At 71.4% G+C, this 19591-nt stretch carries 16 protein-coding genes; all 16 read right to left on the bottom strand.

Going from position 1 to position 19591, the window contains the following annotated elements:
• Nucleotides 1–25: 25 nt before the first annotated feature.
• The 16 genes from ACFO0C_RS41430 to ACFO0C_RS41355 all read right to left on the bottom strand — a co-directional run bounded on the left by ACFO0C_RS41430 (nt 26) and on the right by ACFO0C_RS41355 (nt 19507).
• Nucleotides 26–889, bottom strand: coding sequence for a helix-turn-helix transcriptional regulator (locus ACFO0C_RS41430; RefSeq protein ID WP_378072312.1), 864 nt, complete (start codon nt 887–889; stop codon nt 26–28).
• Between the two features lie 27 nt (nt 890–916).
• Entirely contained in the window at nt 917–1858 is a 942-nt protein-coding gene (locus ACFO0C_RS41425) for an SDR family oxidoreductase (RefSeq protein WP_378072311.1), read from the bottom strand.
• Between the two features lie 53 nt (nt 1859–1911).
• A complete protein-coding gene (locus ACFO0C_RS41420; RefSeq protein ID WP_378072310.1) occupies nt 1912–2304 on the bottom strand; it encodes a hypothetical protein in 393 nt (130 codons plus the stop codon).
• Nucleotides 2305–2482: 178 nt separating this feature from the next.
• Complete coding sequence (locus tag ACFO0C_RS41415) at nt 2483–4546, bottom strand: PQQ-dependent sugar dehydrogenase (protein ID WP_378072309.1); 2064 nt, start codon at nt 4544–4546, stop codon at nt 2483–2485.
• 1 nt (nt 4547) lies between these two features.
• Nucleotides 4548–5474 carry a sugar phosphate isomerase/epimerase family protein gene (locus ACFO0C_RS41410; RefSeq protein WP_378072308.1) on the bottom strand — a complete coding sequence of 309 codons (927 nt, stop codon included), beginning with the start codon at nt 5472–5474 and terminating at the stop codon, nt 4548–4550.
• A gap of 237 nt (nt 5475–5711) precedes the next feature.
• Nucleotides 5712–6719 (bottom strand): sugar phosphate isomerase/epimerase family protein, encoded by a 1008-nt coding sequence (locus ACFO0C_RS41405; protein WP_378072307.1) that lies wholly within the window; start codon nt 6717–6719, stop codon nt 5712–5714.
• Between the two features lie 180 nt (nt 6720–6899).
• Nucleotides 6900–8585: a ThuA domain-containing protein gene (locus ACFO0C_RS41400; RefSeq protein ID WP_378072306.1), complete on the bottom strand. Its 1686-nt coding sequence runs from the start codon at nt 8583–8585 to the stop codon at nt 6900–6902.
• 11 nt (nt 8586–8596) lie between these two features.
• Complete coding sequence (locus ACFO0C_RS41395; protein ID WP_378072305.1) at nt 8597–11386, bottom strand: PQQ-dependent sugar dehydrogenase; 2790 nt, start codon at nt 11384–11386, stop codon at nt 8597–8599.
• Nucleotides 11387–11490: 104 nt separating this feature from the next.
• On the bottom strand, nt 11491–12528 hold the full coding sequence (locus ACFO0C_RS41390) for a polyprenyl synthetase family protein (RefSeq protein WP_378072304.1): 1038 nt from the start codon (nt 12526–12528) through the stop codon (nt 11491–11493).
• An 11-nt stretch (nt 12529–12539) separates the two neighbouring features.
• A complete protein-coding gene (locus ACFO0C_RS41385) occupies nt 12540–13886 on the bottom strand; it encodes a nucleotide pyrophosphatase/phosphodiesterase family protein (RefSeq protein WP_378072303.1) in 1347 nt (448 codons plus the stop codon).
• A complete protein-coding gene (gene eboE / locus ACFO0C_RS41380; RefSeq protein ID WP_378072302.1) occupies nt 13883–14995 on the bottom strand; it encodes a metabolite traffic protein EboE in 1113 nt (370 codons plus the stop codon). The genes ACFO0C_RS41385 and eboE overlap by 4 nt, the downstream gene beginning before the upstream one ends.
• Nucleotides 14995–15846: a TatD family hydrolase gene (locus ACFO0C_RS41375; RefSeq protein ID WP_378072301.1), complete on the bottom strand. Its 852-nt coding sequence runs from the start codon at nt 15844–15846 to the stop codon at nt 14995–14997. Before ACFO0C_RS41375 ends, eboE begins: the two co-directional genes overlap by 1 nt.
• A 20-nt stretch (nt 15847–15866) precedes the next feature.
• The gene (locus ACFO0C_RS41370) at nt 15867–16388 is read right to left on the bottom strand and encodes an EboA domain-containing protein (protein WP_378072300.1); all 522 of its coding nucleotides are present in this window, start codon (nt 16386–16388) and stop codon (nt 15867–15869) included.
• 13 nt (nt 16389–16401) lie between these two features.
• Nucleotides 16402–17226, bottom strand: a complete 825-nt coding sequence (locus tag ACFO0C_RS41365) for a sugar phosphate isomerase/epimerase family protein (protein WP_378072299.1) — start codon at nt 17224–17226, stop codon at nt 16402–16404.
• 146 nt (nt 17227–17372) lie between these two features.
• Nucleotides 17373–18215 carry an SCO3242 family prenyltransferase gene (locus ACFO0C_RS41360; protein WP_378072298.1) on the bottom strand — a complete coding sequence of 281 codons (843 nt, stop codon included), beginning with the start codon at nt 18213–18215 and terminating at the stop codon, nt 17373–17375.
• Entirely contained in the window at nt 18212–19507 is a 1296-nt protein-coding gene (locus ACFO0C_RS41355; protein WP_378072297.1) for an inositol-3-phosphate synthase, read from the bottom strand. The genes ACFO0C_RS41360 and ACFO0C_RS41355 overlap by 4 nt, the downstream gene beginning before the upstream one ends.
• Between the last annotated feature and the right edge of the window lie 84 nt (nt 19508–19591).

The following is a 19591-nucleotide window of genomic DNA, read 5'->3' as shown; positions in this document are numbered from 1 at the left end:
CCTCCGGGTTCGCGAACGACCGAGCTTACGGGCCGCCGTCAACCGCCGGCGCCGTGAGGCCCTGTGCTCCGACGACGGCGAGCAGCTCCAGTCTGTCGTAGCTTTCGCTGCCCGGCACGGCGGTGTAGACGAGCAGCGAATGCGCCTGGTCGGGGTCGAGCAGCGCCTGGCAGGTGAGTTCGAGGGCGCCGACCTCCGGATGGGCGAACCGTTTGAGGTGGGAGAAGCCGACCGCGACCTCGTGCTCGGCCCAGACGGCCCGGAACTCGGCACTGCCGTCGAGCAGCAGCTCCAGCAGGTGGGCGGGCCGTGACCGGGGCCCGCGGAGCGCGACCATCCGGCGCAGGCCGGAGGCGAAGACCCGCGAGTGCAGCGGATGGTCGTCGGGGTGGTAGAGGGTGCGGCACGCGGGGTCCATGAACCACCGGTAGCCGACGCTGCGCATCGGGCCGGTGAACCGGGTCAGGTCGCCGTTGAGGGCGACGCCGAGCCGGTTCTGCCGGAGTGTCTCGCCGAGCTCGGTGACGATCTCGGCGGGCGTGTCGGTGAGCCGGTCGAAGATGCGCAGCAGGCCGGGGCTGATGTGCTCGCCGGCACCACGGGCCGGCGGGTGGTGCCCGGCCAGGCGGAACAGGTGGTCACGCTCGTCGTGGGACAGGTGCAGGCCCTGGGCGATCGAGGCGATCATCTGCTCGGAGGGGTGCGGGCCGCGCTCCCGCTCGAGGCGGCTGTAGTAGTCGGCGGAGATGTGGCAGAGCGCGGCCACCTCCTCCCGGCGCAGCCCGGAGGTCCGGCGTCGCTGGCCGCGGGGCAGGCCCACGTCCTCCGGTTGCAGCGACTCGCGGCGGCGCCGCAGGAAACCGGCGAGCCCGGCCCGATCAATCTGCACGATTCACTCCTGAGACCGACAAGAACATTACCGGGCCTGGGGTACGAACGTCCGCGTCAACTCTTCCGAGACCCGCCACACCCGGGCCGCGTCCTCCTCGCCGCGCAGCCGTGAGTACAGCTTCTGCCCGGCCGGCGCCCCGCCGAGGTGTCCCGGTCCACGGGGCCCGTAGAAGCCGCCGTCGTCACCCAGAGTGGCCCCATACAGGGCGGGGAGGGCCGCCGACCGGGCGGTGCCGAGCAGGATGCCGCGCGCCGACAGTGCGCCGATGAGCCGCCGGCCCATCGTCTCCCGGTCCCGGCCGACCTCGGGCCGGGCGGCGAGCAGGCTGGTCGGCGCGACGCCGGGGTGGGACAGGTTGCTGGTGACGCCCCAGCCGTGCAGGCGGCTGCGCCGGCTCAGTTCGAGACCGAACAACCCGAAGGCGATCTTCGACTGGCTGTAGGCGCGCATGCCGTCGTACGAGCGTTCCCAGCCGAGGTCGTCCCAGTTGATGCTGCCGGAGTTGGCGGCGACGCTGATCTGGCTGGTGATCCGGGCCCGGCCGGCCCGCAGCAGCGGCATGAGGTGTGCCACCAGCGCGAAGTGGCCCAGGTGGTTGGTGCCGAACTGGAGCTCGAACCCGTCGGCGGTGGTCTGCCGGTCCGGTGGTGTCATCACGCCGGCGTTGTTGACGAGCAGGTGGATCGGCCGGCCCTCCCGGGTCAGCGTCTCGCCGAGGGCCGCCACCGACGCCAGCGACGACAGGTCGAGCGCACGGGTGGACACCGCCGCGCCGGGCGTGCGCCGCCGGATCTCGGTGATCGCCGCCTCGCCCTTGCGCTCGTTGCGGACGGGCAGGACGACGTCGGCTCCGGCCGCGGCGAGGCGGGCGGCGATCTCGAGGCCGATGCCGTCGCTGGCGCCGGTCACGACGGCGCGCTTGCCGGTGAGGTCGGGAAGGGTGATGGTCGGTTCGTTTCGAGGCATGGCACCAGGATGCTGCCGATCACGGACCGTATCCACGGCCTGACGATCCCAGGCTAACCACTGTTGAGGTGGCCCAGGACGACCGCGGTCCACCAGGCGATCTGGGAGATCAGGGTGGCCGCGCCGGACCGGACGACGAGGGTGAGCGGCGGCGTGGCGTGGCGGGACAGCTCACGCAGGAGCACCCCGGCGTAGACGCCGTTGACCCCGATGACCAGGACGGCGAGCGCTTTGGGCCCGGCCGGCAGGCCGAGCAGCGCGCCGGAGGCGAGCAGCCCGGTGAATCCCGCCCAGATCGGCACATGGGTGCCCTGGGCGACACGCAGCACGTCGGCGAGGGTGCGCCGGCCGGTCAGCCAGAGCAACCCGAACCAGTCGACCGTCAGCACGGCGCCGAAACCGATCACCATCGAACTCAGGTGCACGAACAGGGCGATGTCGTGCACTCGTGGCGAAACGTGCTGGTGAGGGCTGACGAGCAGTACCGCGAACCAGCATGCCGCGACGGCCACGGCCTGCCGCAGAGGTGAGACGGGCCGCCGGTGCCGGCCGATTTCGACAACCACACTCTGGAGACGGCGGCCCGCCCGGCGAACAACAGAAATTCGCCGGGCGGGCCGCTGGTCACGGGGCGGGCGGGCGGAGTACGACCTGGGCGGATCCGGTCTGGCCGTCGGCGTCGGTGTATTCGGCGACGAAGACGGCGGCCAGGTTCTCGGCGCCGGCGTGGCCGGGGTCGATGAACGTGGTGATCGAGCCACTGCATCCGGTGCTGGTGGAGAGCGGGTGGCCGTGCTGGTCGTGGCCGAGGATGTAGGACACCTCGACGTTGGCGCAGATGACGGGCCGGTCGTCGACGACGTTGACCTGGAAGTTCACCGTGTCGCCGAACTGGAAGGGCTGGCCGGCGGTGGGGGTCGCGAACGACACCCGAGGTGCCACCGGGCCGACGTGGAGCAGGAACTCGGCGGAGGCGGACCGGCCGGTGGAGTCGGTGACCTTCAGGGTGGCCCGGTAGTCACCGTTGACGGTGTACGTGTATGACGGGTACGGGTGCCGCGAGTCGACGTCACCGTCGGCGTCGAAGTCCCAGGCGTACTTCAGGGCGTCGCCGTCGGGGTCGACGGTTCCGGCGCTGGTGAAGTTGACCGTGAACGGGGCGGATCCGACCGTCGGCTCCGCGTTGACCTTGACGATCGGGGTCTTGTTCGACGGCGCGTAGTCGATCCGGGCGAGCTGGGCGTCCGGGTTCTCGGCGAAGTAGCCGTCGCCGTACTCCAGCACGTAGAGCGCGCCGTCGGGGCCGAACTCGATGTCCATCGGGTTGTCGAAGACGATCGACGGGAGCACCGGGTCGATGGCCGTGACCTGGTCGTCGTCGTCGAGGCTGAACGCCTTGACGTAGTCACGGGTCCACTCGTAGAAGAGCGGTTTGCCGTCGAAGTCGGCCGGCCATTTGGTGGGCGACTTGAGGCGCCGGTCGTACCGGTAGGCGGGGCCACCCATCGGCCCGATGCCGCCGGTGCCGAGTTGCGGGAACTGGGCGCTGGCGCCGTACGAGTAGACGACCTCGGCCTGGGCGACCGGCGGCAGGTTGCGCAGCCCGGTGTTGTTCGGCGACTCGTTGACCGGCTGCGCGCAGTTGAACGGCTGCCCGGAGACGCCGGTGGCGAAGTCGTAGTCGATGTAGGGCAGGCCGGGGGCGACACAGTACGGCCACCCGTAGTTGGCGGGTTTCGCGATGGCCATCCAGCGGCCGTGCCCGGCGGGGCCGCGGGCGGCGTTGGGCTGGTTGGCGTCGGGTGAGTAGTCGGCCAGGTAGACGACCCCGGTCCGCTCGTCGACGTCGAACCGGAACGGGTTGCGCAGGCCCATCGCGTAGATCTCCGGGCGGGTCTTCGGGGTGCCCTTCCTGAACAGGTTGCCCTTCGGGATCGTGTAGCCGCCGTTGGGCTTGACCGTGATCCGCAGGAGCTTGCCGCGCAGGTCGTTGGTGTTGGCCGAGCTGCGCTGGGCGTCGAAGGCCGGGTTGCGGTCGGGCCGCTCGTCGATCGGCGTGAAGCCACTGGAGGCGAACGGGTTGGTGTCGTCACCGGTGGACAGGTAGAGGTTCCCCTGCCCATCAAAGTCGATCTTGCCGCCGACGTGGCAGCAGAGGCCACGGTCGACCGGGACCTGGATGATCTTCTGCTCGCTGGCCAGGTCGAGGGTGTTGCCGCGCAGCTTGAACCGGGACAGCTGGAGGTGACCCTTGAAGGGGGCGAAGTCGGCGGCCGTACCGGTCTCAGGTGCGTTGCCCTCGTTGACGGTCGGGGTGGCCGGGTCGTCGACCGGCGTGTTCAGCACCGGCGAGTAGTAGACGTACACCCAGTGGTTGCGGCTGAAATCGGGGTCGATGGCGATGCCCTGCACCCCCTCCTCGTCGTGCAGGTAGACGGGGATGGTGGCGGCCAGCACGTTGCGGCCGGTGCGCGGCTCGTGGATGCGGACCTGCCCCTTGCGGGCGGTGTGCAGCACCCGCTTGTCGGGCAGGACGGCCAGGGCCATCGGCTCGCCGGGGAAGTCGTTGAGCGTCACCTTCTGGAAGTCGGTGTCCGGCGGGGCCGCGGCCCGCACGGGGCTGCCGAAACCGGTGACCACTGTGGTGGCGAGCAGGGTAGCGGCCGCGGCGGTGAACAGGCGGCGCATGTCAGTACCTCAGTCCGGTCAGATACTGATATCCGACCCGGGCGGTGTCCAGGGCCTGCGCCGGGGTGCGGGGCGGGCTGCCGGCATCGTCGCGCTCCACGATGTACTCGACGAGCCCGGCCTCCGAGGCCCGGCGGAAGACCCGCTCGAAGTCGATCAGGCCGTCGCCGGGGTCGGCGAAGCCGCTGCCCACGTTCATGTCCTTGACGTGGACCTGCTTGATGCGGCGGCGGTTCTTCTCGATCAGGTCGACCGGATCGGCGGCGCCGCGCCACGCCCAGTAGATGTCGACCTCGAGGTGCACCAGGCGTGGGTCGGTGTCGTGGGTGAGGATGTCGAACCCGGTGCGCTCACCACCGTCCTGGCGCAGGAACTCGTTGTGATGGTTGTGGTAGCCGAAGCTGAGCCCGGCGCGGCGGGCCAGCTCACCGGCCTTGTTGAGGTCGGCGGCGAAGGCGCGGTAGACGGCGCCGTTGCGGATCGGCCCGGCGGCGTCGGTGCCGAAGTACGGGTGGACGATGAACTTGTTGCCGACGATCGCGGCGTCCTCGAGGGTGCGTTTCCAGGTCTCGGCGTTCCACGGCTGGGGGATGCCGGCGTGCCCGGAGGTGGCGCGCAGGCCCGCGTTGTCGAGGGCGGCGCGGAACTGGGCGGCGGTGCGGCCGACGAACCCGGCGTGCTCGACGCGGGTGTAGCCGATCGCGGCCAGTTGGGTGAAGCTGCCCTCCAGGTCGACGGAGAGCTGGTTGCGCAGGGTGTAGAGCTGCACGCTGATCTGGTCGCGGGGAACCCGGTGCGAGGAGTTCCCGCCGGCCTCGGCGGGTGAGCCGAGAGCGGTCGACGCTCCGACGGCGGCGACTCCGGCGGCCGCGGCGGTCAGCAGGTTGCGGCGGCTCAGGGCGGACTGGTGGGACGGTGACTCGTGCATGCGGTGGTGCCTCCGGTTTCGGCGGGGAACACGGATGGCATGCGGGAAGTCCGGTGGCGGCGACCCGCATGCGGCAACTTCTGCGCAGAGTGGCTTCCGTATCGCACGTTACCGCCGATTCACGATTGTCACTAGAGAAACATCTGAATGAAACACTGTAACTTTTGCTCGCTGAGATAAAAGGGCAGCAGCGGGTGGCCGGGCGCGATCGCACCCGGCCCCGGCCGGACAGCGGTTCTACTGGTGGGACGAGAAGGCGGCGTCGAACGCCGCCGACGGGGCGTCGAACGCCAGGCGGCGTACGAACTCGAGGGCCTCGGGCGCGCCGACCAGGCGATCCATACCGGCGTCCTCCCACTCGACGGAGATCGGGCCGTCGTAGCCGATCGCGTTCAGCGCCCGGAAGCAGTCCTCCCATGGCACGTCGCCGTGGCCGGTGGAGACGAAGTCCCAGCCGCGCCGCAGGTCGGCCCACGGCAGGTGGGAGCTGAGCCGGCCGCGGCGCCCGTCGCCGGTGCGGACCTTCGCGTCCTTGCAGTCCACGTGGTAGATGCGGTCGGCGAAGTCGAAGATGAAGTTGACCGGGTCGAGTTCCTGCCAGACGAAGTGCGACGGGTCCCAGTTCAGGCCGAAGGCGGGCCGGTGCCCGATGGCCTCCAGGGTGCGCTTGGTGGTCCAGTAGTCGTACGCGATCTCGCTGGGGTGCACCTCGTGCGCGAACCGGACGCCGACCTCGTCGAAGACGTCGAGGATCGGGTTCCACCGGTCGGCGAAGTCCTGGTAGCCACGCTCGATCATCGACGGCGGCACCGGCGGGAACATGGCCAGGGTGTGCCAGATCGAGGATCCGGTGAATCCGACGACGGTACGGACCCCGAGCGCCGCCGCGGCCCGGGCGGTGTCCTTGATCTCCTCGGCGGCACGGCGGCGTACCCCCTCGGGTTCGCCGTCGCCCCAGATCCGGGCGGGCAGGATGTCCTGGTGCCGCTCGTCGATCGGGTGGTCGCAGACGGCCTGCCCGACCAGGTGGTTGGAGATCGCGAAGACCTGGAGGTTGTGCTTGGCCAGGGTCTCGCGCTTGCGCTCGATGTAGCCGTCGTCGGCGAGCGCCTTGTCGACCTCGAAATGGTCGCCCCAGCAGGCGATCTCCAGGCCGTCGTAGCCCCAGCCGGACGCCAGCCGGCACACCTCGTCGAACGGCAGGTCGGCCCACTGGCCGGTGAACAGAGTGATCGGACGGGCCATGTTCTCACTTCCTCGCAGCGGTGGCTCAGAAAGTGGGATTCGATGCCCGGCGCGAGGAGCCGGTGAGTGGTGAGCGGTCAGGGCAGGTCGCGGCGGGCATGCCGGGGTGGGTTGCGCCTCCCGTCCCGGACACCGCTGTGTCCACGGTCACCGCAACCCACCCTAATCGCCGGTCGGACCTTAGGGAAGCCGCCACTGCTGGTTCGCGGCGGTGTGACAGTCCCAGATGTGGATCTGCTGGCCGTCGGCCGAGCTGTTCTGCGACACGTCCAGGCATCGGCCGGACTGCGGGTTGCGCACCGTGCCGTTCGCCTGCGCCGCCCAGCTCTGCGCTCCACTGCCGTTACAGGTCCACAGCTGCGCCTTGGTGCCGTTGGCGGTGCCGCCGCCGGCCACGTCCAGGCACTTGTTCGACTGCGGGTTGCGCCACACCTGGCCGGTGACCTGCCAGCGCTGGGCGCCACTGCCGTTGCAGGTCCACAACTGGACCTTGGTGCCGTCGGCCGAGCCGCCGTTGCTGACGTCCAGGCACTTGCCGGCCAGCCCGACGACCGGCCCACCCGGCGTGACCGGCCCGCCCAGCTCCTTGATCCGGATGTTGCGGAACGACGCGTCGTCGCCGTCACCGTGGTTCTGGATGCCGATGTGGCCGGCGAGCGACCGTACCGGATCGGTGTTGGTGAAGTCGTTGATCTTGACGCTGTTGAGGAAGACCTGCAGGCGCTCGCCCTCGACCAGGAGCTCGTAGGTGTTCCACTCCCCCGGCGGGTTGAGCGCGGCGTCGCGCGCGGCGATGTCCGCGGCCTTGAACGTGTAGACCGACCCGGTGGTGCGGTCGGCGGCGTCGGTGGCGTCGATCTGGATCTCGTAGCCGTTGTTCACCGCCGACCACGGGTCGGTCGACGGCGGGAAGCCGATGAAGACACCGGTGTTGTCGTCACCGGCCAGCTTCCAGTCGAGCTTGAGCGAATAGTTGGTGAACTGCTTCGCCGAGTACCAGTACAGGCCCATGCCACCGGTCGACGTCAGGGTGGCGTCGGTGTTGGTGAAGGCGCCCGGCCCGGCCTGCGACCAGCCGGTCGTCGACCCGTTGTAGAGCGCGGTGTAGCCGGTCTCCGGCCGGCAGTCGGCGTTCGTGCGCTTGGCCGTGTAGCGGATGCCGCCGAGCAGGTGGGCCCGGAAGGCGGTCTCGCCGTAGGCGGACTGGGTGTGGCCGCCGCCGGTGTAGAAGGAACGGCCCGCGTCGACCGTCCTGCACCAGGCGTGCGGGTGGTCGGCGCCCATCTGGCCGCCGGAGTAGGAGCTCTCGTCGAGGGTGGCCAGCACGTGGGCGGTGCTGCGGGCGTTGGTGCGGTAGTCGTACCACTCGTCGGTGCGCGGCCAGGTCTGCGGCAGGTGCGCGGTGGCCGCGTGCGCCCGGTCCTCGACTTCGACGGTCGCCTGCTGGACCGCCGGGTGGGAGGCGAAGTACGCGCCGACGAGCTGGCCGTAGAAGGGCCAGTCGTATTCGGTGTCGGCGGCCGCGTGCACGCCGGTGTAGCCGCCACCGGCCCGGATGTAGGACTCGAAGGCGGTCTGCTGTCCGGCGTCGAGGACGTCACCGGTGGTGTTGAGGAAGACGACCGTCTCGAAACGGGCCAGGTTGGTGGCGGTGAAGGCGGTGGCGTCCTCGGTGGCGGTCACGGTGAAGTTGTTCGCCGCGCCCAGGTCGCGGATCGCCTGGACACCGGCGGCGATGGAGTCGTGCCGGAAGCCGGCGGTCTTGGAGAAGACCAGCACGTCGTAGGCGGCGACGGCGGCGACGGGCGTCGCCACGGCGGTGCACGCCACGGTGGTCACCGCGGCGACGATGGCTCGGGCAAGCATGGGCTCTCTCCTCACTGAGGCAGGTTCCACTGCTGGTTGGCGGCGCCGAGGCAGTCCCAGATGTGGATCTGCTGCCCGTCGGCGGAGCTGTTCTGCGACACGTCCAGGCACCGGCCGGACACCGGGTTGCGCAGCGTCCGGTCGGGCTGGGCGGCCCAGTTCTGGGCGCCGGTGCCGTTGCAGGTCCACAGCTGCGCCTTGGTGCCGTTCACGGTGTTGCCACCGGCCACGTCCAGGCACTTGCCGGACTGCGGGTTACGCAGGACCTGGCCGTTGACCGACCACACCTGGGCGCCGGAGCCGTTGCAGGTGTACAGCTGGATCTTCGTGCCGTCGGTGACACCGCCGCCACTGACGTCCAGGCACTTGCCCGCGAGGCCGGTGACCGGCCCGCTCCGGGCGGTGGTGAGGGTGAACGCGTCGACGTCGAAGAGCGCGCCCGTGCCGCCACTGAACGTCAGGTACAGCGTGGTGGTGCCGGCCGGCGGACCGGTGAGCGCGGCGCTGACGTCGGTGAAGACGTTCCAGCCGCCGGTGACCGGGACGGCGACCGAACCGAGGACGGTTCCGGTGGCGGACCCGGCACGGACCTGGAGAGTGCCGCCGGCCCCGGCCGACGAGACGCGGGCGGTGACCCGGGTGACGTTGCCGAGCTGGTACGGCTGGAACGCGATCCAGTCACCGTTGTGGATGTCACCGACGGTCTTGCCGCCCTCGGCCTCCGGCTTGTCGAAGACACCGATCCCGGCCGACGTCCGGTAGTGCTCGGCCTGCCGGTGGGCGGGTTGCAGCGTGTGCTGGGTGTGGGTGGTGAGCCCGCCCGCGTCGGTGTACTCGGCGTCGAACACCGCGAAGATGTTCGCCGCGGTGTCGTGCTCGCCGTCGACCGGGATGGTCAGCGAGCCGGTGCACCCGGTCTTCGAGGTGATCTGGTGTCCGTGCTGGTCGTGGCCGAGCACGTAGGTCATCTTGACCCTGGTGCAGTCGATCGGCGTGTCCTCGGGGTCGGTGACGGTGACCGAGTAGGGCACGGTGTCGCCGAAGTTGAACACCTGACCGTCGCCGGGCAGGTTGATCCGTACCGCCGGGGCCGTGTTGCCGACGCCGATCTGGACGCTGTCGCTGCCGGAGGCGCCCTGCGGGTCGGTGACGGTGAGGGTGACGTTGTAGGAACCGTTGGCCGTGAACGTGTGCGACGGGTTGGCCGCGGTGGACGTGCCGCCGTCGCCGAAGTTCCAGGCGTAGGTGAGCGCGGAGCCCTCGGGGTCGGTGGAGCCGGCCGAGGAGAACTGGACGGTCAGCGGCGCCTGGCCGGACGTCCTGTCGCTGGTGGCGTTGGCGGTCGGGGCCTTGTTGCCGCCGCCGACGTAGTCGTAGCGGTACAGGGCCGAGTTGGCGTCGCCGTTGAAGTAGCCGGTGCCGTAGTCCAGGACGTAGAGCGCACCGTCGGGGCCGAACGCCAGGTCCATCACCTGTTTGCCGTTCCAGGTGAAGTTCGAGATCTCGCCCACCGCGCCGTCGCTGCCGACGTGGATCGGCTTGATCCAGCCGCGGCCGAACTCGGCGGCGAAGAAGTGGCCGTCCAGTGACTGCGGGAACTTCGTCGTGGACGGGTTCCCGGCGTCGTAGCGGTAGACCGGGCCGCCCATCGGGGATTCGGAACCGCCACCGAACTCCGCCGGGGTGCCGGCATCTCCCCCGTACCGTATCCAGGCCGTTCTCGCCGCCGGAAGGGTCTGCAACCCGGTGTTGCGGGCGGAGTTGTTGACCGGACCGCCCGCGCAGTTGAACTTGGCGCCGAGGGCGCCGGTGGCGAAGTCGTAGTCGGCGTAGGTCTCGGCGGCCGTGTTGGTGCCCGTGCAGTAGGGCCAGCCGTAGTTGCCGGGGCTGGTGATCCGGTTGAACTCGACCTGGCCGCTGGGTCCGCGGGCCGAGGAGGATCCGGCGTCCGGGCCGTAGTCGCCGAGGTAGACCACACCGGTCGCCTTGTCGACGGTCATCCGGAACGGGTTGCGGAACCCCATCGCGTAGATCTCCGGCCGGGTACCGGCCGTGCCCGGCGCGAACAGGTTGCCGGCCGGCGACGTGTACGTGCCGTCGGCGTTGACCTTGATGCGCAGGACCTTGCCGCGCAGGTCGTTGGTGTTGCCCGCGGTCCGCTGCGCGTCGAAGGCCGGGTTGCGGTCCGCGCGCTCGTCCAGTGGGGCGTAGCCGTCGGACTGGAACGGGTTGCTGTCGTCGCCGGTCGACAGGTAGAGGTTGCCGGCCGCGTCGAAGTCGATGTCACCGCCGACGTGGCAGCAGATGCCGCGGCTGGCCGGCACGTCGAGGATCGTGCGCTCGGCGCTGAGCTTCCAGTCGGCGGTGAGGGTGAACCGGGACAGCCGGTTGACGCCGTTCCAGGCGGAGAAGTCGGTGCCGGTGTCCGGGGCGTCGCCGGCCGGCGTGTTCAGCGGCGGGGCGTAGTAGAGGTAGATGAAGCGGTTGGTGGCGAAACCGGGGTCGACGCCGACACCCTGAAGGCCCTCCTCGTCGTGGGCGTAGACGGCGAGCGTGCCGACGACGGCGGTGGTGCCGGCCGCGTCGGTGCGGCGCAGCGTGCCGTTGCGGGCGGTGTGCAGGACGGACCGGTCCGGCAGCACGGCGAGGCTCATCGGCTCACCCACCTCGGGTTCCCCCTTGGCCAGCGTGACCTGCTGGAAGTCGGCGGGGTCGACCGGGTGGGCCCGGGCTGGGGCCTGCGCCAGGGCGAGGACGAGAATCACCAACGCCCACACACGGCGGCGGAACAAAATGGACATGGCTCTGCCATCCCTCCGAAGCGGATTTCATCGCCGCGCCGCCGGCGTCATCGTTCTGAAACAGTAAGGAAACCATCGACTTTTGTCACTACGAGCGGAACTTTTCAACGCTGACGGTGAACTGTCTCGTGCGCCAGAGCGGTCAGCGCCGCCTCCACCTCCGCCGGGATCCCGGCCCCGGCCAGCGCCGACAGGGCCGCACCCACCCGCAGCCCGATCATCCGCTCGACACCCTCCCGCGCGCCGGTGTCGACGATGATCCTGCGCAACTCGGCCGCCCCGCCCTCGTCCAGGTCGGGGCAGCCCAGCAGTTCCCGGATGCGGGCCGCCTGGTGGTAGTCGGCCGCCTCCCGGGCCAGCGCCATCATCACCGTCCGCTTGCCCTCCCGCAGGTCGTCCACTATCGACTTGCCGGTCACCGCCGGGTCGCCGAAGACCCCGAGCACGTCGTCGCGCAACTGGAAGGCGTCACCCAGCGGGTCACCGAAGGCGGCGTACGTCTCCAGCAGCTTGTCGTCGGCACCGGCCAGCGCGGCGCCGATCTGGAGCGGACGGGTCACCGTGTACCGGGCGGCCTTGAGCCGGATGACGGTCAGCGCGCTGGCCGCGGAACCGTCGCCGACCCCGGAGACCAGGTCCAGGTACTGCCCGGCGATCACCTCGGTCCGCATCGCCCCGAACACCGCATAGCCCCGGGTGATCTGCTCGTCGCTCAGCCCGCAGCCGTGGAACATCTGGTCGGCCCAGGCCGCGCACAGGTCACCACAGAGCAGGGCGGTGTTGCGGCCGTACCGGTCCGGGTCGCCCCGCCACGCCGACCGGGTGTGCAGGTCGGCGAAGAGAGCGTGCATCGACGGCTCGCCGCGCCGGCGGTCGCTGCCGTCCATGATGTCGTCGTGGATCAGCGCGAACGCGTGGAAGATCTCCAGAGCGGCGGCGGCCGTCATGATGCCGGGGCCGTCCTCGCCACCCGCACTGCGCCAGCCCCAGTAGCAGAACATCGGGCGCAGCCGCTTCCCGCCGGCCAGCACGAACCGCTGGAGGACACCGAGCAGCCCGCGGGGAGCGCCCTCCGGCCATTGTGGACCCTGGCCGGTGAGGAAGTCGGTGAGCCGGTCGTCGAACCGGGCCCGTAGTGTCACGGCGCCCTCCCCTACCGACCGGCCAGGCGCAGCAGCAGACTCTTCACCTCGGTCGCGGCGATCCGGTCGACGGCCACCGCCGGATCGGAGCACAGCAGCACCGGTGCGTCCTCGGCCCGGTCCGGGAGCCGGCCGTGCGAGCCGCGGACCGCCCGCGCTCCCGCGTCCAGACCGACCACCCGCATCAGGTAGCGCATGCCGAGCTTCTTGCGGGCCAGGGCCACGGCGGCCCGTCGTTTCGCGGCGGACGGATCGGCCGGGTCGAAGAACAGTTCGGCCGGGTCGTAACCGGGCTTGCGGTGGATGTCGACGAGACGCGCGAAATCCGGGGCCCGGTCGTCGTCGAGCCAGTAGTAGTAGGTGAACCACGCGTCCGGCTCGGCCACCAGCACCAGCTCGCCGGAGCGCTCATGACCGAGGCCGTCGTGCACCTCGGCGACCCCCGGCAGCCCGGCCAGCAGCGCCGCCACCTTCGGCACGTCGGCCGGGTCACGCACGTAGACGTGGGCCACCTGGTGGTCGGCGACGGCGAACGCCCGGGACGTCCACGGGTCCAGGTACTCCATGCCCGCCTGCGTGTACACCCGCAGCAGGCCGTGCTCGCGCAGCAGCCGGTTGACGTCGACGGGCCGGTGCACGGGCGTGATCCCGTACTCGGACAGCGCCACCACCGTCGCGTCGCGCGCCCTCGCGGCCTCCAGCAGCGGGCCGAGGACCTCGTCGAGCTCGGCCGCCGCGGCCGCCGCGCGCGGGTCGTCCGGGCCGTACCGCTGCAGGTCGTAATCGAGGTGCGGGACGTAGACCAGGGTCAGATCCGGATCGTGGGCCGCCATCACCCGGACCGCGGCCCGGCAGATCCAGCGCGACGACTCCAGGCCCGCGCCCGGACCCCAGTAGGAGAAGAGCGGGAACGTGCCGAGCGCCGCCGTCAGGTCGTCGTGCAGCTCGGGCGGGTCGGTGTAGCAGTCCGGATCCTTACGGCCGTCGGCGTGGTAGATCGGGCGGGGCGTCACCGTCCAGTTCACGTCCGCGCCCATGGCGTACCACCAGCAGATGTTGGCGACCGTGTAACCCGAGTCCCGGCGGCGGGCGGCCTGCCAGACCTTCTCCCCGCCGACCAGGGCGTGGTGCTGACGCCAGAGGAACACCTCGCCGAGGTCCCGGAAGTACCAGCCGTTGCCGACGATGCCGTGACCGGCCGGGGTCTCACCGGTCAGCAGGGTCGCCTGCACCGAGCAGGTGACGGCCGGGAGGACCGGGTCGAGGCGGACGGCGGCACCGATCGACCGCAGCCGGGGCATGTGTTCGAGCAGCCGCGGGGTCAGGCCCACGACGTCGAGGACCACGAGTTTCGTCACGCTGTCACCCCGGTCAGCTGGTCACGGGCCCAGGCGAGTTCACCGGCGATGCCGTCGGCCAGCTCCGCCGATGAGGTGGGCCGCTGCCCGGCGGGCAGGACGTCCCAGGTGTACGTCTCCACGTCGAAGTGGTCGCACTCCACCACGGCCAGCGCCTCCCGCAGCAGCGGTGTGGTGGCGGTCAGCGGCGGCTCCGGTGGCGCGTGCAGCGGGACGTGGAAGTGGATGCGCCACGGTCCGGGCGGGTTCTCGGCCAGGGCCTCGTCCAGGTCGTCGCAGGCGTGACCGGCCGAGCTGCGGGTCTGGTGCAGGAACCGGGGTTCGGCGTACCGCTCCAGAACCGGGCGCGCGGCGACCGGATCACCGACCTCCAGGGCGGCCGACACCTGCACCTTGACGACCGGGATCCCGGCAGCGGCGAGTTCCCGCACCGAGACGAGCGGATCCTCCCATGCGCACGCCAGGTGGGCCAGGTCCAGGCAGACACCGAGGCGGTCGGTGTCGGCGCCGGCCAGCATGCCGACGGCCTGCGTGGTGGTCTCGGCGACACAGCCCGGCTCGGGTTCGAACGCGACCCGCACCACCCGGCCGGTCTGCCAGGCGATCTCGGCGAGACCACCGGCGAGCCGGTCGAGCATGTGCCGGGCGGCGTCGCGCTGGGCGGCCCGCCACGGTTCGCGCCAGGCCAGCGGCAGCGTCGACACCGAGCCGCGTTCGGCGTCGTCGGGCAGCAGGTCGACCAGGATGCGGGCCAGGTCGAGGGTGTAGTCCAGCCGCGCCACGCTGGTCCAGTCCGGCCGGTAGACGGCGTGTTTGACGACCGGCGCCTGGAACGCCTCGTAGGGGAAGCCGTTGAGGGTGACCACCTCCAGGCCGCGGGCGTCCAGCTCGCGGCGCAGCAGCCGGCGGGCCTCGCCGTCGTCGGCCAGAGCGGCGGCCACCGGCGCCGCCAGCCACAGCCCGAGACCGAGCACGTCGGCGCCGAGCCGCTCCCGGACCGGTACGGCATAGGTGTCCAGCTGCCCGATGATGCCGGGCAGGTCCTCGGCCGGATGCACGTTGGTGCAGTAGCTCAGATGCACCGGCCGCCCGTGATGAGGCAGGCGCATCAGCTGCCCCCTCGCAGGATCGAGCTGCCCTCGAAGAGCGGCCCGGTGTCGCTCACATCGCTGAGATCGAGCCGCCCGGACTGCCCGTAGAACTCCACCGGGTTACGCCACAGCACCCGGTCCACGTCGTCGTCGCTGAACCCGGCCGCGAGCATCGCCTCGCCGGTCCGCACGGTCAGCAGCGGATCCGACCTGCCCCAGTCGGCGGCCGAGTTGACCAGCACCCGGTCCAGGCCGTGCCCACGCAGGATCTCCACCATCCGCGGCGGCGACATCTTGGTGTCCGGGTAGACGGAGAACCCCATCCAGCAGCCCGAGTCGTGCACGGCGGCGACGGTCACCTCGTTGAGATGGTCGACGACCACCCGGCCCGGGTCGATGCCGCTCTCCCGGACCACGTCCAGCGTCCGTTCGACGCCGTGCGCCTTGTCCCGGTGCGGGGTGTGCACCAGCGCCGGCAGGTCGTGCTCGACGGCCATCGCCAGCTGTACGGTGAACGCCTCGTCCTCCTCCGGCGTCATCGAGTCGTAGCCGATCTCACCGACCGCGACGACCGCGTCCTTGTCGAGATAGCGCGGCACCATTTCGAGGACGGCACGGCAGCGCGGGTCGTTCGCCTCCTTCGGGTTCAGCGCGATGGTGGCGTGGTGGCGGATGCCGAACTGGGCGGCCCGGAACGGCTCCCAGCCGACGAGCGAGTCGAAGTAGTCGGCGAACGAGCCCGGACCGGTCCGCGGCTGGCCCAGCCAGAACGCGGGTTCGACGACGGCTCGGACTCCGGCCGCCGCCATCCGCTCGTAGTCGTCGGTGGTACGTGAGGTCATGTGGATATGCGGGTCGAGGATGCGCACGGGACCTCCAACGGGGACGGTCAGGGGATGCGGTCGAGAAGGCGATACGCGTCCGGGGGCAGCCGCCGTCCGGCCGCCTCGCGCTCCGCGCGGAGAGCGGCCACCATCGCGGTCAGCTCACGGTCGGCACGGTGGTCCAGGTCGGACACCACCTCCAGGGGTACGGCCAGAAAAACGCACTTGAGCACGGCATGCCGCCACGCGTGCTGATCGAGGTGCCGGGAGTAGGGGCCGAGCGCCGCGGCGAGCAGCCGGGTGTCGTTGGTGCGGATCGCGTCGTGCAGCAGCGGGACACCCTCGGGGCCGAGCGGCAGGTCCGGCAGAGCGGTGAGGATCGCGAGCTTCTCGTTCGCGTCGCCGTGCCGGTAGAGGTCGTCGATCCAGTAAGGCAGAACCTCGGGCGGCAGTGCCAGCAGCAGCCTGGCCCGCGCCCGCTCCGCGTCGTCACAGTGCCGGCCGGCCGCCGCGAAGAATCGGACGATCGCCGGTGGATCCTCGCCGACTCGCGCGACGGCGCCGGCGAGCCAGGTGTTCTGTTCCATGACGCCTCCTCGTCTACTTCTGGGCGGCTCTCAGGAAGTCCAGGGACTGCGCCGCCACCGTGGGCGCGGCGTGGGAGTGCCGGGGCAGTTCGACGGCGACCAGCCCGCGGTATCCGGCCGCGGACAGAGCGGCCAGGACCGGCGGGAAGTCGATCTCCCCGGTGCCGAACTCGAGGTGTTCGTGCACACCCCGCCGCATGTCGTCGATCTGCACGTTGACCAGGTGATCGGCGACCGCGGTGACACAGTCCGGAACCGGGATCGGCTCCAGGCAGCGACAGTGTCCGATGTCGAGAGTGATGCCGAATCCGGCCGGCTCGCCGAGGGCGGCGTGCAGTCTCCGCCAGGCGGCGATGTCGTCGACGAGCATGCCCGGTTCCGGTTCGAAGCCGAGCGTCACACCCTTCTGCTGAGCCCGTTTCAGGGTCTGTGCGCAGCCGTCCACCAGCCGGTCCCAGGCGGTGGCGTCGCCGACCTCGGCCGGCTGGACGCCGGCCCAGAACGACACCGCCTCCGCGCCCAGATCGGCGCCGATGTCGACAGCCCGGCGCAGGAAGTCCAGCCGCAGCTCACGGCCCTCCTCCAGCAGGGTCGGCGAGTGTTTGCGCCACGGGTCGAGCAGGTAGCGGGCACCGGTCTCGATCACCACGCCGAGGCGCAGCCCTTCCAGCCGCTTTCCCACCGCGGCGACCCTCCGGGGCAGCTCCGGGGCGAACGGGTCGAGATGGCCGGTGTCCAGGGTCAGGGCCACCCCGTCGTAGCCGAGGTCGGCGATCACCCCGAGCGCGTCGTCGAGCCGGTGGTTGGCGAACCCGTTGGTGCCGTATCCGAACCGCATCCTGGCCGCGCCGGCACTTTCCCGGCCGCGCTCCGCCGCCGCGCCGGGCGTTCTGTCCGGCCCACCCACCTGGACCCGGCTGGGCTTTTTGTCCGGCCCACCCACCTGGACCCGGCTGGGTTTTTTGTCCGGCCCACCCACGGGGATCATGTCGGGCTCACCGCCTTGGCCAGGTGCTTTGCGACGACCGCGGCGCCGGCGACCGCGACACCGGCGGCGGGTGACCCGGCCCTCGCGGTCAGGGCGCCCTGCAGCGCGGGGAACGCGGTGATCCCCGCGACCACCGCGCCCCGCAGATTGGCGGCGTCCGGGTTGCCGACGGCGCGGCGCTGGGCGGCGCCGAAACGCGCCGCGTACCAGGCCGACAGCAGCCCGGCGGCGGGCGCCTGCCGGGAGGCGGCGACACCGGCCACTACCGCGGTGCCGGCGAGGGTCACCGTGGGCAGCGCGGCATCGGCGCCGGTCGTCTCGCGGCGGGACAGGACCGTGATGAGGTACGTGTGAGCCGCCACCGTGAGTGCCGCCGGCAGAGCTGCCCGATGCCGCCCGTGGCCGACACCGAGCAGCACGTCGAGGCCACGGCAGGCCGCCATCACGGCCGGTCCCGCCACGGTGTTCTTCGCGACCAGGTCGTAGGTCCAGACGGCCCCGGCCAGTGGCGCCGCGACCGCGAGCGCACGCCGTCCCCCGGCGGCCGCGGCCAGCCCCAGGCCCGCCCCGGTCAGTACGGCGGCGATGCCGAAGGCGGTGGAGGGCCGGACCCGCCCGGACGGGATGGGCCGGTCCGGCCGTTCGACGGCGTCGACGTGCCGGTCGGCCCAGTCGTTGGCGGCCATCCCGGCCCAGTAGAGGCAGACCGACGCCCCCGCCAGCCCCAGCGTCCGCGGCCGCAGCGTGCCCGCGGCGGCCGCACCGGCGACGACGTCACCCGGTACCGAGAGAGCGGCAGGAGCACGAACGAGCCGCGCGATGTCCCGCCACCTGGTCATGCCGCGACTTCCGGGTCGTTTCCCGCCGCTCCGCCATCCGGCCTCGCCGCTGCGCTTCCCAGCCCCGCCGCTCCGCTTCCCAGCCCCGCCGCTCCGCTTCCCAGCCCCGCCGCTCCGCTTCCCAGCCCCGCCGCTCCGCTTCCCAGCCCCGCCGCTTCCGGGGTCAGGCTCGCGGCGAATTCGACGAGCAGGCGCCATTGGTCGGCCAGGCCGTGCGGGACGTCGCCGAGCGGGTCCTTGAAGAAGAACGCCAGCTCGGTCAGCGGCCCGGACCGTCCGGAGGCGTGGGCCGCCGCGGTCAGCCGGGCCAGGTCCAGCACGAGCGGCGCGGCCAGTGCCGAGTCGCAGCCGTGCCAGGTGAACTCCAGGCGCATCCGGGTGCCCAGGAAACCGGCGAACGTGACCAGATCCCAGGCGGTCTTGAAGTTGCCGATGTCCTCGACGTACTCGATCCGGACCGTCCCCTGTGGCTGCTGCCCCAGCGTCTCGGCCAGGACCCGCTGCTTGCTGGCGCTCTTGGCACTGTTGGCGGCCGGGTCGGCGAGGTTGGCGCCGTCACCGCCGCCGAGCAGGTTGATCCCGGTCCACGTGCGGACGTCGAGGTGGCGCTGCGCGAACATCGGCGCGAGCACCGACTTGAGCAGCGTCTCCCCGGTCTTGCCGTCCCGGCCGGTGTAGGGCAGTTGCTGCCGGCGGGCGAGTTCGTCCAGCGCGGGCAGCCGGGCGCCGGTGGAGGGGGTGAAATCGACGAAGGGGCAGCCGGCCAGCAGCGCGGCGTAGGCGTGCAGGGCACTGGACGGCAGCACCGCCCGCTCCTCGCGCAGGGCGGCCTCCAGCAGGGCGAGGCTCGCGTGGGCGGGATCGTCGTCCGGGACCGGCTCGGTCGAGGCGACGTTGACGACGACCACCCGGTCCAGGCCGTGCCGCTCACGGAACTCGACCAGGTCGGCGACGATCAGACCGGCCGTCGCGGCCTGGGTGACGGCGTGCGGCAGCGGCCGGATGTCGGCGTCGACGGCGGTCAGGTCGTCATGCACGGCCGCCACCAGCGAGGCCGGCACCACTCCGGCGTCGGCGAGCGCCTCGGCCCGCTTGGTCAGCGGCACCACCGACGGGTCGTGGCCGCCGAAGATCAGATCGCCGAACCCGGGCAGGCCGGCGACGCGGAAGTCGGGTAGTTCGGTGACACAGCCGGTCGGCGCGGCCAGACCGGCGCGCAACGCGAGAGCTCCGACGATGCTGGTGACCGCGACGCTGCCGCGACCGCCGACCAGCCAGACACCCAGGGACATAGGACTCCTCCGATTCGTCGACTCCGATTCGTTGGCGGACAGGTGGCGGGCAGGCGGAACCGGTGCGGCGTTCCGGCTCCGCCT

The organism is Actinoplanes subglobosus (assembly GCF_042650585.1).
Taxonomy (GTDB): Bacteria; Actinomycetota; Actinomycetes; order Mycobacteriales; family Micromonosporaceae; genus Actinoplanes; species Actinoplanes subglobosus.
Note: the sequence above shows the minus strand (reverse complement) of the source record. Positions and strands in the feature narration are given on the sequence as shown.